Below are 15501 nucleotides of genomic sequence, written 5' to 3'. Positions count from 1 at the left end.
ACATCCTCTTTTTACTAAAGGCGGAACAATATGCTTGCCCTATAAATCCGCTTTATGCAATCTCTTTGGTACTTTCACCTGTAAGGTCTGTGATTTTCCATCTCTCTTCACCTGTACATCCACAGTACCCTTATTCTTGTTTTCCCTGTAAGCATTGGTCACATCGCGGGTAGAGCTGATGCTGGTTCCGGCCAGGGAGGTGATGATATCTTTCGGTTTGAAACCTGCCTTTTCAGCAGCGGAACCTGGGGCTACAGCCAGTACCACAGCACCATTTCCATCTTCAGTGTCCTGTACAGACAGACCCAGTTTCACATCATTTTCACGACGGTCTTCCCAGCTGAAACTGCGTGGAGCACGACGATCGTCGTCACCATCATCTTCACGGAAGTCAAAACGGCCACCACCATCTGGCGGCATCATACGGAAGAAATTTTCCGGACCATCATTGTTATCACGACCACGGTTGAAACCGAATTCAGGTTGCTTTCTTTCGTCCAGCGTCACGGTAGCAGTGTTTTCCTTCTTATCACGCAGGTAGGTCACCGTCACTTTATCTCCTGGTTCGTGAGCGCCAATTTTCTCAAACAGATCTTTTGGCTCTTCGATCTTATCTGCATCTATCTTTGTGATCACATCTCCTGCTTTCAAACCAGCTTTAGCAGCCGGACTTTCTTTGGATACTTCTTTTACAGTGGCGCCTGCAGCTTCTTTCTTTTCAGTCAGCACACCCAGCAGCGCTCTGCCTGGACGAATATTGTCGGGGGCTTCGTTGAAGAACTGCAATCCACCACTATGTGGTTGAAAGTTAAAATTGTTACCGTCCATCGGGCGAATCTTGCGACGGTATACAGAGATGTCTCCATCCTTGTAGGATTCCAGCTTTTCGCCATCCACCAGCACATTTCCATCCTTGATTTCAACCGTTACTTTTCCGTCCTTATTGTTGTTTCTTTTGATAATGATTTCGTCGTACTCGCCGAGTTTATCGCCCTTGGGTGCTGGCTCCTGCGCATAGGCCATGCTAAAGGCAAGACAGGTAAAACCCGCAAAAACGAATTTTTGGAAGAGCTTTTTCATATGTATATGTTTTACAGGGACAAATTTAGAGGGGGGAGGTATAAAGGAAAAGTTAAAATCGACAAGGGGGAAATGAAAAGCGCCCTCCAATTGGAGGGCGCTATAGAGAGCTATTTAGAGTATTTCTTTAACGGCTTTGATCACCTGGTCCAGCTTGTCAGTTTCCTGACCACCGGCCGATGCAAAGGATTTCTGACCTCCGCCACCACCTTTGATGAGGCCGGAAATTTTTTCCTTGATAATTTTAGGTGCTTCCAGTCCTCTGTCTGCTACTAAATTATCAGCGATCATCACAGCTACGTTTGCTTTACCACCTATATTGGCAGCGAAGACGAATACATAGTCAGCCAGTTCGGTTTTCAGTTGGAAACACAGCTGCTTCAGGGCGTCGGCGCTGTTCACACTCACTACGCTGCCAATGAAGTTGATGCCGTTTACTTTCTCTGCTTTTTCCAGCAGACCGGTAGCGAGTTGCTTTACTTTCTCCTGTTCCAGTACTTCCAGTTGCTTTTCCAGGCCAGCTTTGTCAGCGATCAGGGTTTCTACAGCTTTTACTGGTTCTTTTGGATTTTTCAGGGCTGTTTTTACTTCTTTCAGCTGTTGCAGTTGCTCATTTACATAAGCCAGTGCATGAGCGCCGGTTACACCTTCTATACGGCGTACACCTGCAGCTACAGCGCCTTCAGAGAGGAATTTGAAGAGGCCCAGTTCCCCGGTGCTACCAATGTGGGTACCACCACAGAACTCTACAGAGTAGTTCGGATCCATGATCACCACGCGCACAATATCCCCGTATTTTTCGCCGAACAGGGCCATAGCGCCCAGTTGCATAGCTTCCTCTTTAGGCAGTTCCTGTATTACAACAGGAATGTTAGCACGGATCTTTTCGTTCACGATATCTTCAATCCGGGCCAGTTCTTCGTCAGTCACTTTTGCAAAGTGAGAGAAGTCGAAGCGGAGGGCTTCAGGGTTTACCAGGGAGCCTTTCTGTGCTACATGTGTACCCAGTACCTGGCGCAGGGCAGCGTGCAGCAGGTGGGTAGCAGAGTGGTTCAGCGTGGTCTGCTGGCGTTTATCTTTATTGATAGTCGCGGTGACAGTGGTATTGATCGTTGCAGGCAGCTTGTCAGTAAAGTGAACGATCAGGTCGTTTTCTTTTTTGGTATCGGTTACGCTGATCTTTTCACCATTGAAATCCAGGGTACCGGTATCACCTACCTGGCCGCCACTTTCAGCGTAGAAAGGGGTTTGGCTCAGTACCAGCTGGTATTGTTCCTTGCCTTTGGCTTTGATTTTACGGTATTTGGTCACTTTGGTCTGGGTGGTATCCAGGGAGTAGCCTACAAAGGTGGTGCCGCTGTCTTCGAGAATGGTCCAGTCGCCCATATCCAGTTCGGTAGCGGCGCGGGAACGATCTTTTTGTTCTTTCATGGCAGCTTCGAAACCTTTTTCATCCACGCTGAAGCCATTTTCGGTAGCAATCAGGTTGGTCAGGTCGAATGGGAAACCATAAGTATCCAACAGTTCGAAAGCAGTCTTACCATCGATAGATTTGGTTGCATTATTTGCCGCTATGATGTCTTCAATACGGCGGATACCGCTATCCAGGGTGCGGAGGAAGTTATTTTCTTCTTCGAAAATCACTTTTTTCACAAAGTCCACCTGCTTTTGCAGCTCAGGGAATACGGTTTCAAACTGCTGAGCCAGTACGGGTACCAGTTCGTGCAGCAATGGTTTTTTATAATCCAGGTAAGTGAAGTAATATCTTACTGCTCTGCGCAGAATGCGGCGTATTACATAACCAGCGCCTGTATTGGATGGCAGCTGATCGTCAGCAATTGTAAAGCTGATAGCACGAATATGGTCTGCCAGCACACGGAATGTCACATCTTTTTTGCTGTCGGTAGCATCATATCTAGCACCAGTCAGTTTTTCGATATAACCAATAGTGCCGGAGAATACGTCAGTATCGTAGTTGGAAAATTTACCCTGGATCACCCGTACCAGGCGCTCAAAGCCCATCCCTGTGTCCACGTGCTTAGCTGGCAGTGGCTCCAGGCTCTTGTCTTTCAGGCGGTTGAACTGCATAAATACGTTGTTCCATATCTCAATCACCTGTGGATTATCTTTGTTCACGAGGCTGGCGCCATCCACCAGTTTCCGCTCTTCGTCAGGGCGGCAGTCTACGTGAATTTCAGAACAGGGGCCACAGGGACCGGTATCACCCATTTCCCAGAAGTTATCTTTTTTGTTACCCAGCAGGATACGGTCTTCTGCAACATGTTTTTTCCAGAAGTCGTAAGCTTCCTGGTCTTTTTCCAGGTTTTCTTTCTTATCTCCTTCAAATACAGTTACATACAAACGGTCTTTTGGCAGTTTGTACACTTCTGTAAGCAGTTCCCAGCTCCATGCAATCGCTTCTTCCTTAAAGTAGTCACCAAAACTCCAGTTACCCAACATCTCGAACATGGTATGGTGGTAGGTATCGATGCCCACTTCTTCCAGGTCGTTGTGTTTTCCGCTTACGCGCAGGCACTTTTGCGTATCCGCGACCCTCGTCCAGGCAGGGGTTTGGTTACCCAGGAAGTAGTCTTTGAACTGGTTCATACCTGCGTTGGTAAACAGCAGGGTGGGGTCGTTCTTAACCACGATAGGAGCGGATGGCACTACATGGTGCCCTTTGGATTTAAAAAACTCCAGGAATTGCCGGCGAATCTCGGAAGCAGTCATAAGTATTTGAAAAAATTAGTATGTATTATAATTTTGTGTCACCTAAATGGCTTTAATTTGTATTTTAAGCCAACTAGTGGTGTTTAGAAAATTGACACTCAAAAGATTGCCCTTTTAGTCTAATTCCCTTAGGTTTGCACACCCTGTCGCACGAGCGAAAGGAGTGCAAAAATATTGAAAAAGTCAGAATGGCGAAGAATTACTGAAAAGCCGCACCCAACTTCATCCTCATTGTCTGAATAGCTCCCAAGAAATTACTACTGCTGTTAAAGCATAAGCCCGGCACATGAAGAAGGTAAAATACTTTTATAATACACAGACGCTCAAGTACGAAAAACTCGTAATATCCCTGCGCGTCAAGGTATTACGTATCCTTGGATTTGTTTCAGCCACCATTGTCACAGGATTTATTTTTCTGTCCATATCTTATAGAGTCTTGGATTCCCCCAAGGAGAAAAACCTGCGCCGTGACCTGGAAGTGATGAACGAGAAATACGAAGAAATGCAAGGCCGCATGAAGGAAGTAAAATCCCAGCTGGCCGAACTGGAACACCGTGATAATGAGATCTATCGTGTCATATTCGAAGCCTCCCCTATCCCCGATAGTACCAGGGCCGGCAATATGGCCAAGGAAGAAGAGCTCACCCAGATGGCTTCTTTCTCCAGCAGCGAAATCATTGCCAGCACCGGGTCTTTACTGCAGGAATTAGTGCATCGCATTGGTATTCAGGCTAAATCGTACGAAAAGATCGATGACCTGGTAAAGAATAAACAAAAAATGCTCGCTTCTATTCCGGCCATCCAGCCAGTTTCCAACAAAGACCTGAAGCGTATTGCCTCCGGTTTTGGATATAGAATCGATCCCATTTACAAAACTGTAAAGTACCACTCCGGGCTTGACTTTGCAGCGCCTGCCGGTACCCCCATCTACGCCACCGGCGATGGCGTGGTCGAAGAAGCCAGCATGAGCGATGTAGGATATGGTAACCATGTGGTAGTGAACCATGGCTATGGGTACAAAACCCGCTATGGTCACATGCTTAGGATAAAAGTAAAAGCAGGTACTGCCGTAAAACGAGGCGATGTACTTGGTTGGGTAGGAAGCACAGGTAAGTCTACAGGCCCTCACTGCCACTACGAAGTGGAAAAGAACGGGGAAAAAGTAGACCCCGTTTACTTCTTCTTCAACGACCTTTCTCCGGAAGAGTTTGATAGAATGCTGAAAATAGCAAGGTCCGGCAACCAATCATTTGACTAATCCGTCATTGACTCATTTTTGATGTTAAAGCCGGCCGCAGGGACATCTTACCGTCATTGATTACTGATGCCGTAGGTATCAGTAATCAATGACGGTAATTTTTTGAGTCAATACCAAAAGGAGAAAATTCAAACTCCCCCGGAATTTTGTAATTTGGTATTTATATAATGGATATGATGCAACAGCTGGATCTATTTTCTAACCTGGAGCCTAAAAAACCAGACCCTGCGCCCCCAATTCCTGAAAAGGAACCGGAGCCGCAGCAGAAACCAGTTGTGGAGCGACCTAAGATGGCAGAGATTAATGATTTACCAAACATACCCAGCAGGATCCAGGTACAGTTGCCTCCTGATATACCACCCCCAGTGGCGGTATCCAGTCAGTCTGTGACTGCCTCTCAGCCCCCCCAGAAAAAACGGGGCCGCAAATCGCTGAAAGAAGTGTCTGACGACCCGGACCTGATCAAAACACTGGAAACAGTCCCGCTTGATAAACAATATTATTCCATCAGCGAAGTAGCGACGATGTTCAAAGTCAACACCTCGCTGATCCGCTATTGGGAAAACGAATTCGATATACTCCAACCCAAAAAGAATAGAAAAGGCGATCGCTTGTTCCGCCAGGAAGATATCCAACACCTGAAACTGATCTACCACCTCTTGCGTGAGCGTAAGTACACTATTGAAGGTGCTAAGCAAAAGTTAAAAGAAGATCGTAAATTGGCAGCCCGTAATTTTGAAATGGTACAGGCTTTGCTGAAGGTAAAGGGATTTTTAACTGAACTGAAGGAACAATTATAAAAAAAAGTTATGCGATTGAAATTATTACTCATGGGGGCATGTCTCCTGGCCGCCACCACATTATCTTATGCACAATCCACAGCATCTAACGGAAGAAAGGTTCTGAAAGGCAAGATTGAAATGAAAACATTGATGAACGATAGTTCGTTTGCATGGTTCTATGCCGGTGTAAACAAGTATCAGCCCAATGATAACATGCTGAATTATATCAAAGACAATCGTGGTAAATTCAATGTGGTAGCGGTAGTAGGTACCTGGGACGATGATAGCCGCCGCCTGTTGCCTGCCCTTTACAAAATTATGATCCTGGCCGGTAGTCCCGATGAACAAATCATCACTTATGGTGCTGACGAAAAGCTGCAAACAGGTGCCGCGGTAGGCTACCAGGCAAAGAAACTGCCTACCTTTATCGTGGTTCGTGAAGGCAAAGAAATCGGTCGCATCTCCGGAGACCTGGAAGATACACTCGAAGGCGATATCGCTAAAATCCTGCTGAAAGCAAACAGAAAAGATAAAGATTGATATAAAAGAAACTGACAAAAAAGCCGTCTCAGCATCCTGAGACGGCTTTTTTTATGCACAGTGGATAACTTATTTCTCGTGTATCTCCACCGTCGTGCTGGATAATTTCACACCCTGGCTTTCCAATATATTGATAATTCCAAGGTTCACCTCACTGCGCAACTGGTTGTAAGGAATACTCTCAATTACATTGGTGAGGAAAATAATCTGAATCACATAAGTAGTGCTGGTAAAGTCGTGAAGGTTCACAATGAAGCCATCCGCAACTTTTTCATTCCTTTCCAGCAGGTTTCTGATGTCCTGCAATACCTGCAGCAGGTTCTCTGCCTGGGTATCGCCCGCTACTTCCAGGCGTAATGCCACTCTTTGTTGGGTACGCAGCGAAATGTTATCAAGAATACTATCCACCATTTTCTTGTTGGGCACTGTCACGAAAGTCTTGTCCTGTGTGCGGATACGTGTACTGCGCAGCCCAATCTTTTCTACAGCGCCCTGGTAAGCATCTACCTTCACCGTGTCTCCCACGCGGAAAGGCTTATCAAAGAAGATGATGAAAGAACAGATCAGGTTCTCAATACTTTCCTTGGCAGCGAGAGCAAGGGCCGCAGCACCGATACCAAGACCCGCAATGATTTTATTGACCAGCACCGCCCCAAACAAAATCCTGATAAAGGCGACGGCGCCGAAAATAAAGACAATAGCTTTGAAGAAATCCCTGAAGAAGACAATGAACTGGTTGTCCGTCTTGTCCTGCAGCAAATCGGCACTCTTACTGATCATTAGCGATATGAAGTCGATCACGCGAAGAATGATCCAGATGATAGACACTGTGAGCGCAAGCTCCAGCAGTGTGTTCAACACTCCCTTCAAACTAAACCCATTGTAAACCATGACGTTTAGTTCCGGAGGAAAATTCAGGTGATCGATCGTAAGCATGAAGGCAACCAGCAGGAAGAAGTATTCCAATGGTCGCAACAGCAGGTGAGAGAATTCATGCTGGCCAATATCAGGCGCCCACTTCCTGACTTCTTTGAAAAGAAGGCTGGCCAGCCATTGCGAAAGATACCGTTTGATCATCGAGACAAACAGCAGCACAATGGCCAGAATAAAATAATTCTGAATAGGGTTGCCCAGTATTACCTTGTCGAGTAAATTGTTCATATGGCGCGAAATTACAATATTAGTATATTCTTCGGCTACCCTTGTCAGTAATAGCGATTACACCCGGTTGCTTCCCTTTTTCGAAGCTGCCATACCTGGCCGCGATTCCCAATGCTTTCGCACCATTCAACGTAGCCCATTGCAGTATTTCGGCCAATGGAATTTCCGGAAAATGCGTACGTATTGCCTGTATCTCTTCCCAGATAGACAACTGATGATTGGAAGCCAGGCTATCTGTTCCCAGCGTAATGGTACACCCTTCACTGCGTAATAATGAAATATCCGGCAGCCGTTTTTCTATATACAAATTCGCCTGCGGACATAAGCACCAGTATGCATTTGGGGCATGTTGTTTTGTAAATACCACATCTTCTTTTGTGGAAAAAGTATTGTGTACCAGTACCACAGGCAGGTGCCTGAAATAGGGTAACCATGCCGGTAAGCTTGTACCTCCTGTGGGCACAAATGCACTTGCATCCATCCCAAAGTGCTGATAGAAGTCCATGAAAGCACCTGTTTTATCAATATACAATTGATTTTCGGCCGCTGTTTCCTGGTTATGAATGCTGATAGGGGTATTGTCCGGCAGCACAGAAAGCAGGGAAAAAAGCGCTTCACTCACAGAATATGGGGCATGTGGCACTACCGAGCAGGAATGCATATCACCATTCAGGCGCCTGAATTGTTCCAGCACAGAGAGGCTGTAATCCAGCCGGCTCTGAGCTGCCACTGGTACAAATCCCATCGTTTCCACAAAGGAGTGGTAGTAAACTGGTGACCCCTGTTTATGAGTAAGCGTCGCGGTGCCATTGCAAATATCACCCACCGCCGAAATGCCGCTTTCCCACATGAATTCCGCAGCCGTTTTCATAGCTGTGTCGTCCTGCTGCCCCCTTTTTTCCATCACCTGTGTCAGGAACGCCGGTAGCCCGGTACCTTCGGGAATCACCCCTTTCATATGTGACAATTCCAGGTGACAATGGGTATTTACAAACCCCGGACTGAGTATCCCCTCTACTTCCTGCACCCCCTCGCCGGCGAGTTCTGCTGGTACTATATCCACCACAGTCCCGTCTCCGGAGAGGATCAGGACCTTGTCTGCTGATAATATTTTCTGCCCGTCAAAGAGGGCTGTTCCTTTAAATTTTTGCTGTTGGGTCATAATTATCCTAAAGATGTTAATTTTGCCGGCAATTGATAAGTCGACAGACCATCGACCATTCAACAAAGATAACTATGATAGATAAACTAGAAGCGATCAAAGGCCGGTTTGAACAGGTCTCCCTTGCCCTTACCAACCCCGAAATAGTGAGCGACAACAAGCAGTTCAGCAAACTGAGCAAGGAGTACCGTCAGCTGGAAAAAATCGTGAAGGCATACGATACTTATACAAAGTTGCTCGACAGTATAGCCTTTAACAAGGAAGTGCTGGATAGTGGCGATGAAGAAATGAGGGAGCTGGCTAAGGAAGAAACCGAAGCACTGGCCAATCAGAAAATTGAGCAGGAGGAGATAATTCGCAACCTGCTGATCCCGAAAGATCCACAGGATGAAAAGAATGCAATTCTTGAAATCCGTGGTGGTACGGGTGGTGACGAGGCAAGCCTCTTCGCCGGCGACCTGCTGCGCATGTACCTCCGCTATTGTGAAACCAAGGGATGGAGTACCAATATTATGAGCGAAACCCCCGGTGCAGTGGGTGGATATAAAGAGGTGGTGGTAGAAGTAAACGGGGATGATGTATATGGTACCCTGAAGTTTGAATCAGGTGTACACCGTGTACAGCGCGTACCTGCTACAGAAACTTCCGGCCGTGTGCACACTTCTGCCGCTACAGTGGCAATTCTGCCTGAGGCGGAAGAAGTGGATGTGGATGTAAGAGAAGCAGATATTAAGATGGATACGTTCCGCTCATCCGGTGCGGGTGGGCAGCACGTAAACAAAACTGAGTCTGCCGTTCGTCTCACGCACATACCAACCGGTGTGGTGGTAGAATGCCAGGAAGGACGTAGCCAGCACTCAAACCGTGATATCGCTATGAAGATGTTGCGTACCCGTATCTATGAAGCAGCCGTACGTAAGCATGAAGAAGCGATTGCTTCACAGCGTAAGAGCCTTGTTTCTACCGGTGACCGTTCTGCAAAGATCAGGACTTACAATTACCCGCAGGGTCGTGTTACAGATCACCGTATCGGCATGACTGTATATAACCTGGATGCCTTTATGAGTGGCGATATCCAGGAAATGGTACAGGCGTTACAGTTTGCAGAAAATGTGGAAAAAATGAAAATGGGTAGCTAAGCTACAGGCAATAATGAATGTAAAACAAAAGGCAAAAGCCCTTTTGTTTTGCATTCGTCAGATATGAAGCATTAATATTACATTTGCTTTTTCATTAATACCTATATTCATGTTTGCCTTGATCTACTAAAATCTGGCAGCATATTTGTCTCGTATCTCTCAGTAATAAATAATCGTATACAATGAAAAGAATCAATCCTATCGTAGCAGTAGTATTGTCTGCCACCATGTTATTTAGCTGTAGCACATGGAATGGAATGAACAACACCCAAAAAGGCGCAGCCATCGGTGTAGGTGGTGGTGCAGCCACCGGTGCTGTAATCGGTAAAGCTGCAGGCAACACTGCCCTGGGCGCTATCATCGGTGCTGCCGTAGGTGGCGGAGCTGGTGTACTGATCGGTAAAAAAATGGATAAACAGGCACAGGAAATCAAAACAACCGTACCAAATGCTACCGTAGAACGTGTAGGTGAGGGTATCAATGTAACCTTCAACTCCGGCGTCCTCTTCGGATTTGATAAATCAGACCTGACAGCTACTGCCCAGCAAAATATTCAGCAGCTGGCTGCCGTTCTCAATAAATATCCTGATACCTATGTACGGGTAGAAGGTCACACCGATACCACTGGTACCGATGCTTACAACAATGCACTCTCTGAAAGACGTGCTACCGCTGTAGCAAACTACCTGAAAACACAGAATGTAGCTGCCAGCCGTATTCAAACATACTGGTATGGTTCCAAACAGCCAGTAGCACCTAATAACTCAGATGCTAACAGGGCTAAGAACCGTCGTGTGGAATTCGCTATCTATGCAAACGATAAGATGAAGCAGGATGCGCAGAAAGAATCAGGACAATAATAGGATTTCCTTCATACACATATATATGAAAAAGGCCGTATCGTTGGATACGGCCTTTTTAGTTGAATTACTTTTTCAACCACCACTTTCGTACAAATAAGAAAGCAATGACCCCACATAAAGCACCTATTGAATCAGCTACAACATCCATCATGTCGAAACTGCGGTCTACTGCCAGGTATTTCTGGATAAATTCAATAGCAAGACCATAAAATGCAGCGGTGAACCAGATCAGCGCCAGCGTAAGCGCAGAAATGTGTCCTTTACTCTTGTAGTAACCTATACACAGCAGCAGCACTGTACAACCAAACAATCCCAGGTGAACGATCTTGTCCATATGTATTTTCTCATAGAACGGATCTTTCGGGAGCTTACTTCCCGGAATAGTACACAAGTATAGCACCAGCAATATCCATAAGATAGCAGGCCAATAATATCTGATAATCCTCATTGCTGGCACGTCCGATTGTTTTTTTTGGTAATTATTAATAATCATAAAGGTATAAGGTTCAAAAGTCGTTCCCAACTTTTGAACCTTATACCTCCACATTTTTTTTAACCTTTTATTAATTATTGGACTTATTCGCCAACAAGTGCTTTATAGGCAGCTGCATCCAGCAGTCCGTCTACATCTGCAGGGTTAGATACTGTCATCTTGATCATCCAGCCTTCGCCATATGGGTCAGTGTTCACCAGTTCAGGAGAACCATCCAGCTCAGGATTGATTTCATTAACAGTACCGGCTACTGGCAGAAACAGGTCTGACACAGTCTTTACTGCTTCCACAGTACCGAATACTTCTTCTGCACCCAATGATTTACCAACGGTAGGAATGTCTACAAATACGATATCTCCCAGTTCACGCTGAGCGAAGTCAGTGATACCGATAATTGCTGTATTACCTTCCAGTAACAGCCATTCGTGATCTTTGGTGTAACGCAGATTTGACGGAAAATTCATGGCAAGTTTGATTTTAAGGGGTAAAATTAAGGAAAACCTAAAAGAACAAAAATTTCTTCACCACTCTTATCTTCATTGCCACATCTTCCAGTGGTCTGTCATTTCCATCTGTCTTCATTCCTGCAATCTTATCGATCACGTCCAGGCCTTCCACAACCTGTCCAAACACCGTGTAGCTCTGATCCAGTTGTGGTGTGCCTCCATACTTTTTGTAGTACTCACGTTGATCCACCGGGATCTTCCTCCCTCCCAGTCTGCCCCTCTCCAGTTTGTCCAGTTCTTCATCCGTCCATACTTTTCCCTGTACGATATAAAACTGGCAACCGGAACTTGCCTTCGCAGGATTGTTGTCTCTCGCTGCAGCCAGCGCACCTTTTCTGTGATACAGGTTTAACTGAAATTCAGCGGGAATCGTGTAGTTCACATCTCCGTTACCGAGCATGGCTCCCTGCACCGCATGCTTTGAATCAGGGTCGCCACCCTGTATCATAAAGCCTTTGATCACCCTGTGAAATAACGTACTGTCATAGAAGTGATGCCTGGCCAGCCTGATAAAATTATCCCTGTGCTTTGGTGTGGTATTATACAGCTCAATCACCATTGTACCATAGGTCGTAATGATTTTTACCTTGCGGGGTTTAGCTGCCATAGCGGGTAGTGTGAGTATTAGACACACAAAGAGTAACAATCGTTTCATGGGGGTGTATGATTATTTTAGAGTTGTTTGCGCATCAGCCAGTCCGTATCTTCCTGGTTCCCCATCATGAAGATATGGCTGCCGAATTTTTCAAAGCCATTCTTCTCGTAGAATTGATAAGCTTTGGTGTTGTACTCCCAAACCCCAAGCCAGACCGTTTTTATACCATGTTGCACCGCCACTTGCTGCGCGTAGTCCAGTAAAAACTGTCCGGCTTTCATGCCCTGAAATGCTTTCAGCACATAGATCTTTTCCAGCTCCATGACCGGTGTGGGAGCCAGGGGACCATTATGATCCGGCTGCTTGTGTAAGTTGAGCTTCAAAAAGCCCGCAGGTGAAGTGCCTTCGTACAGAATGTAATATAAACATCCGGGAGCGGCCATTTCAGCTGTCAGTGCCTTTTTGGATTTTTTCTCTTCCATAAAAGCATTAAAGTCCGCCAGGTTGTATTGATGAACAAATGTTTCGGTAAACGTCCGCTGCTCAAGCATAACCAGTAAATCCATCAATTCAGAAGAAACGGGCACAACGTGTAATGATGTATCCATAGCCAGGGTGTGTATAATTTATATCATGAAGGGAATTTTACCGTCCCTCCTGGTCATCAAAGTATGCAATAATATGCTCCTGCAAAAATCTTTCCTGTTCCGGCATGCTCATTTTGGGTACAGGCTGTGCTTCTTTGAAATGGGGCCAGCCATCCTTGTCATACCCCTCTAGTTCAAAATACCCGCTTTGACTCAATAGAGTGCATGTTGCCACATGCATCAGGTCCTGTTTCTGCTCCTTGGTAAACTTCCGCTTCAGGTGTCCCAGTTCCTGGATGCCTATTAAAAAGAGAATTGCTTCCATATTAGGGGTCTTCCCAAATCGCTCAGTGAGCATATCCAGTACCCTTTTCCATTGCTGCTCAAATTCCTCTGCCATTTTATAATCTTTTAATTATGAACCTTCTATCCCTGCAAATGTACGTTATAAAAAAAGATGATATAAATATGCGGGGGCTTTATTAATTTGGTGGTCACATACGTTATTTATAATGCAAGGATTACAGATTAAGAAATGTATGTATCTGAGAACCATATCGTAATTTGTAATTTTTAATTTATAATCCTATTCTTAACAGCATTTTAACGGCCATATCAGCTTATCTGGCGGTGTTTTACTGGCAGAAAGTTTTACTTTAGCAAACTTGTAAATAATAAATAAGCATGGAGAATACTTCGTATGATATTCGTCAACTAAATGAGAAAATCCACCAGGCGAGCGCATTTGTAGACCTCCTTAACCTGGAACTGAGCAAAGTCATCGTAGGGCAGCGTTACATGGTAGAAAGACTATTGATAGGGCTGCTGGCACAAGGCCACGTATTGCTGGAAGGTGTACCCGGTCTGGCAAAAACCTTGTCCATCAAATCCCTCTCTTCTGCCATTAATGGAAAATTCAGCCGTATTCAGTTTACACCGGACCTTCTGCCTGCGGACGTGATCGGTACTATGATATACAACCAGCAAAAGAATGAATTTGTGGTAAGACGCGGTCCTATCTTCGCCAACTTTATCCTGGCGGATGAGATCAACCGTGCCCCCGCAAAGGTGCAGAGTGCCCTGCTGGAAGCCATGCAGGAAAAACAGATCACTATCGGTGATAATACTTTCAAACTGGAAGAACCTTTCCTGGTACTGGCTACCCAGAACCCAATTGAGCAGGAAGGTACCTACACACTGCCTGAAGCACAGGTAGACCGTTTCATGCTCAAAGTGGTGATTGGCTATCCTACCAAGGAAGAAGAGCGCATGATCATCCGCCAGAACCTGAACCCTCAGCCTTCTCAGAAAATCAGTCCCATCATTCAGCCTGCCGACATCATGAAGGCACGCGACCTGGTGCGTGAAGTATACATGGATGAAAAGATCGAACGCTATATCCTCGATATCGTATTTGCTACCCGTAATCCTGAAGAATACAAACTGCAGAAACTGAAACCACTCATCGCTTATGGTGGTTCTCCAAGAGCGAGCATCAACCTGGCAATGGCTGCTAAAGCTTATGCCTTCATGAAGCGTCGTGGATACGTGATCCCTGAAGACGTGCGCAGCATCTGCTTCGACGTAATGCGTCACCGTGTAGGTCTCACTTACGAAGCAGAAGCTGAAAACGTAACCAGCGAAAACATCCTGAGCGAAATTCTGAATGCTGTAGAAGTGCCTTAATCGGCTCCCCTGTAGCAAACAGTTTTGTTAAAAGTTAATGTACAACCGGTGGATACTGCAGAAATACTTAAGAAGGTCAGGCAGATAGAGATCAAAACAAAGGGTCTCTCCAATCACATCTTTTCGGGCGAATACCACAGCGCCTTCAAAGGCCGTGGTATGTCTTTCAGTGAAGTGCGTGATTACCAGGTAGGCGATGATGTGCGGGCTATCGACTGGAATGTGACCGCCCGTTTGAACCATCCCTTCATCAAGGTTTTCGAAGAAGAACGTGAGCTCACCGTAATGCTGCTGGTAGATGTGAGTGAAAGCTCCCTCTTCGGTACCGTTCGGCAAAACAAGCGGAATATGATGACGGAGCTCTGCGCTGTACTGGCTTTCTCCGCTATCAACAACAATGATAAAGTGGGGGTGATCTTCTTCAGCGACGGTATGGAAAAATATATCCCGCCTAAGAAAGGTAAATCCCATATCCTGTTTATCATTCGCGAGCTGCTATCATTTACGCCTTCCCGCAAGGGAACCAATATCAGGGAAACACTGCGTTTCTTCAACAATGCAACAAAGAAAAAAAGCATTGTATTCATGCTGAGCGACTTCCTGACAGGCGACTACCAGGATGCATTGAACATTGCCGCCAGGCGCCACGATGTGGTAGGTGTGCATGTATACGATCAGCGTGATAAAGAACTGCCACCGGTAGGCCTGATACAGATGCAGGATTCTGAAACCGGTGCACGCCAGTGGGTTGATGCTTCTGACAAACAGGTGCAGCAATATTATACCCAACAGTTCCAGCAGCACGTACAGTATTGCCGCAATTCCTTCAGGAAGAGCGGCGCAGACCTGATCAGCATTCGTACGGATGAAGATTATGTAAAGGCTTTACGGGGTTTCTTTACAAACAGGTGATAGTTTA

The 15501-nt window shown here is 45.9% G+C and carries 16 protein-coding genes; 7 read left to right on the top strand and 9 right to left on the bottom strand.

Translation table 11 applies throughout. The features are described 5' to 3' along the window. Nucleotides 1-39 precede the first annotated feature (39 nt). Together ABDW16_RS00180 and alaS are read right to left on the bottom strand one after the other, a co-directional pair. Nucleotides 40-1080 (bottom strand): PDZ domain-containing protein, encoded by a 1041-nt coding sequence (locus ABDW16_RS00180; protein WP_343667088.1) that lies wholly within the window; start codon nt 1078-1080, stop codon nt 40-42. Between the two features lie 114 nt (nt 1081-1194). Next, on the bottom strand, nt 1195-3810 hold the full coding sequence (gene alaS / locus ABDW16_RS00175; RefSeq protein WP_343667087.1) for an alanine--tRNA ligase: 2616 nt from the start codon (nt 3808-3810) through the stop codon (nt 1195-1197). 286 nt (nt 3811-4096) lie between these two features. Between alaS and ABDW16_RS00170 the strand changes: the two genes are divergently transcribed. From ABDW16_RS00170 to ABDW16_RS00160, 3 genes are all read left to right on the top strand, one after another. Next, on the top strand, nt 4097-5068 hold the full coding sequence (locus ABDW16_RS00170; protein WP_343667086.1) for a M23 family metallopeptidase: 972 nt from the start codon (nt 4097-4099) through the stop codon (nt 5066-5068). 173 nt (nt 5069-5241) lie between these two features. Then, nucleotides 5242-5868: a MerR family transcriptional regulator gene (locus tag ABDW16_RS00165; protein ID WP_343667085.1), complete on the top strand. Its 627-nt coding sequence runs from the start codon at nt 5242-5244 to the stop codon at nt 5866-5868. A 9-nt stretch (nt 5869-5877) separates the two neighbouring features. Further along, on the top strand, nt 5878-6390 hold the full coding sequence (locus tag ABDW16_RS00160; RefSeq protein ID WP_343667084.1) for a hypothetical protein: 513 nt from the start codon (nt 5878-5880) through the stop codon (nt 6388-6390). Nucleotides 6391-6459: 69 nt separating this feature from the next. On the opposite strand, the gene ABDW16_RS00155 is transcribed toward ABDW16_RS00160, so the two are convergent. Together ABDW16_RS00155 and ABDW16_RS00150 are read right to left on the bottom strand one after the other, a co-directional pair. Then, complete coding sequence (locus ABDW16_RS00155) at nt 6460-7551, bottom strand: mechanosensitive ion channel domain-containing protein (protein ID WP_343667083.1); 1092 nt, start codon at nt 7549-7551, stop codon at nt 6460-6462. 19 nt (nt 7552-7570) lie between these two features. Continuing rightward, on the bottom strand, nt 7571-8713 hold the full coding sequence (locus ABDW16_RS00150) for an amidohydrolase family protein (protein ID WP_343667082.1): 1143 nt from the start codon (nt 8711-8713) through the stop codon (nt 7571-7573). Nucleotides 8714-8787: 74 nt separating this feature from the next. Here ABDW16_RS00150 and prfA point away from each other — a divergent pair, with 74 nt between their 5' ends. After that, complete coding sequence (gene prfA, locus ABDW16_RS00145) at nt 8788-9852, top strand: peptide chain release factor 1 (protein WP_343667081.1); 1065 nt, start codon at nt 8788-8790, stop codon at nt 9850-9852. Between the two features lie 182 nt (nt 9853-10034). Next, complete coding sequence (locus tag ABDW16_RS00140; RefSeq protein ID WP_343667080.1) at nt 10035-10712, top strand: OmpA family protein; 678 nt, start codon at nt 10035-10037, stop codon at nt 10710-10712. Nucleotides 10713-10779: 67 nt separating this feature from the next. Here ABDW16_RS00140 and ABDW16_RS00135 read toward each other — a convergent pair whose 3' ends face one another. The 5 genes from ABDW16_RS00135 to ABDW16_RS00115 form a co-directional block, all read right to left on the bottom strand. After that, nucleotides 10780-11163 carry a VanZ family protein gene (locus ABDW16_RS00135; RefSeq protein ID WP_343667079.1) on the bottom strand — a complete coding sequence of 128 codons (384 nt, stop codon included), beginning with the start codon at nt 11161-11163 and terminating at the stop codon, nt 10780-10782. 128 nt (nt 11164-11291) lie between these two features. Continuing rightward, nucleotides 11292-11672 carry a glycine cleavage system protein GcvH gene (gcvH, locus tag ABDW16_RS00130; RefSeq protein ID WP_343667078.1) on the bottom strand — a complete coding sequence of 127 codons (381 nt, stop codon included), beginning with the start codon at nt 11670-11672 and terminating at the stop codon, nt 11292-11294. 37 nt (nt 11673-11709) lie between these two features. After that, a complete protein-coding gene (locus tag ABDW16_RS00125) occupies nt 11710-12369 on the bottom strand; it encodes a peptidylprolyl isomerase (protein ID WP_343667077.1) in 660 nt (219 codons plus the stop codon). 17 nt (nt 12370-12386) lie between these two features. Next, nucleotides 12387-12917, bottom strand: coding sequence for a GNAT family N-acetyltransferase (locus tag ABDW16_RS00120; RefSeq protein WP_343667076.1), 531 nt, complete (start codon nt 12915-12917; stop codon nt 12387-12389). A gap of 37 nt (nt 12918-12954) precedes the next feature. Further along, nucleotides 12955-13296 (bottom strand): hypothetical protein, encoded by a 342-nt coding sequence (locus tag ABDW16_RS00115; protein WP_343667075.1) that lies wholly within the window; start codon nt 13294-13296, stop codon nt 12955-12957. 284 nt (nt 13297-13580) lie between these two features. On the opposite strand from ABDW16_RS00115, the gene ABDW16_RS00110 reads away from it, so the two are divergent. Continuing rightward, complete coding sequence (locus tag ABDW16_RS00110) at nt 13581-14582, top strand: MoxR family ATPase (protein ID WP_343667074.1); 1002 nt, start codon at nt 13581-13583, stop codon at nt 14580-14582. A gap of 24 nt (nt 14583-14606) precedes the next feature. Continuing rightward, on the top strand, nt 14607-15494 hold the full coding sequence (locus tag ABDW16_RS00105; protein ID WP_343667073.1) for a DUF58 domain-containing protein: 888 nt from the start codon (nt 14607-14609) through the stop codon (nt 15492-15494). Nucleotides 15495-15501 lie beyond the last annotated feature (7 nt).

Source organism: Chitinophaga sp., assembly GCF_039596135.1.
Taxonomy (GTDB): domain Bacteria; phylum Bacteroidota; class Bacteroidia; order Chitinophagales; family Chitinophagaceae; genus Chitinophaga.
Note: the sequence above shows the minus strand (reverse complement) of the source record. Positions and strands in the feature narration are given on the sequence as shown.

What these genes read in the sequence shown, in the direction of transcription:
- ABDW16_RS00135 (WP_343667079.1), bottom strand. Translation starts at nt 11,163, where the DNA reads ATGAGGATTATCAGATATTATTGGCCTGCTATCTTATGGATATTGCTG.
- ABDW16_RS00160 (WP_343667084.1), top strand. Translation starts at nt 5,878, where the DNA reads ATGCGATTGAAATTATTACTCATGGGGGCATGTCTCCTGGCCGCCACC.
- ABDW16_RS00170 (WP_343667086.1), top strand. Translation starts at nt 4,097, where the DNA reads ATGAAGAAGGTAAAATACTTTTATAATACACAGACGCTCAAGTACGAA.
- ABDW16_RS00140 (WP_343667080.1), top strand. Translation starts at nt 10,035, where the DNA reads ATGAAAAGAATCAATCCTATCGTAGCAGTAGTATTGTCTGCCACCATG.
- ABDW16_RS00180 (WP_343667088.1), bottom strand. Translation starts at nt 1,080, where the DNA reads ATGAAAAAGCTCTTCCAAAAATTCGTTTTTGCGGGTTTTACCTGTCTT.
- ABDW16_RS00125 (WP_343667077.1), bottom strand. Translation starts at nt 12,369, where the DNA reads ATGAAACGATTGTTACTCTTTGTGTGTCTAATACTCACACTACCCGCT.
- ABDW16_RS00120 (WP_343667076.1), bottom strand. Translation starts at nt 12,917, where the DNA reads ATGGATACATCATTACACGTTGTGCCCGTTTCTTCTGAATTGATGGAT.
- gcvH (WP_343667078.1), bottom strand. Translation starts at nt 11,672, where the DNA reads ATGAATTTTCCGTCAAATCTGCGTTACACCAAAGATCACGAATGGCTG.
- prfA (WP_343667081.1), top strand. Translation starts at nt 8,788, where the DNA reads ATGATAGATAAACTAGAAGCGATCAAAGGCCGGTTTGAACAGGTCTCC.
- ABDW16_RS00150 (WP_343667082.1), bottom strand. Translation starts at nt 8,713, where the DNA reads ATGACCCAACAGCAAAAATTTAAAGGAACAGCCCTCTTTGACGGGCAG.
- ABDW16_RS00155 (WP_343667083.1), bottom strand. Translation starts at nt 7,551, where the DNA reads ATGAACAATTTACTCGACAAGGTAATACTGGGCAACCCTATTCAGAAT.
- alaS (WP_343667087.1), bottom strand. Translation starts at nt 3,810, where the DNA reads ATGACTGCTTCCGAGATTCGCCGGCAATTCCTGGAGTTTTTTAAATCC.
- ABDW16_RS00110 (WP_343667074.1), top strand. Translation starts at nt 13,581, where the DNA reads ATGGAGAATACTTCGTATGATATTCGTCAACTAAATGAGAAAATCCAC.
- ABDW16_RS00165 (WP_343667085.1), top strand. Translation starts at nt 5,242, where the DNA reads ATGATGCAACAGCTGGATCTATTTTCTAACCTGGAGCCTAAAAAACCA.
- ABDW16_RS00115 (WP_343667075.1), bottom strand. Translation starts at nt 13,296, where the DNA reads ATGGCAGAGGAATTTGAGCAGCAATGGAAAAGGGTACTGGATATGCTC.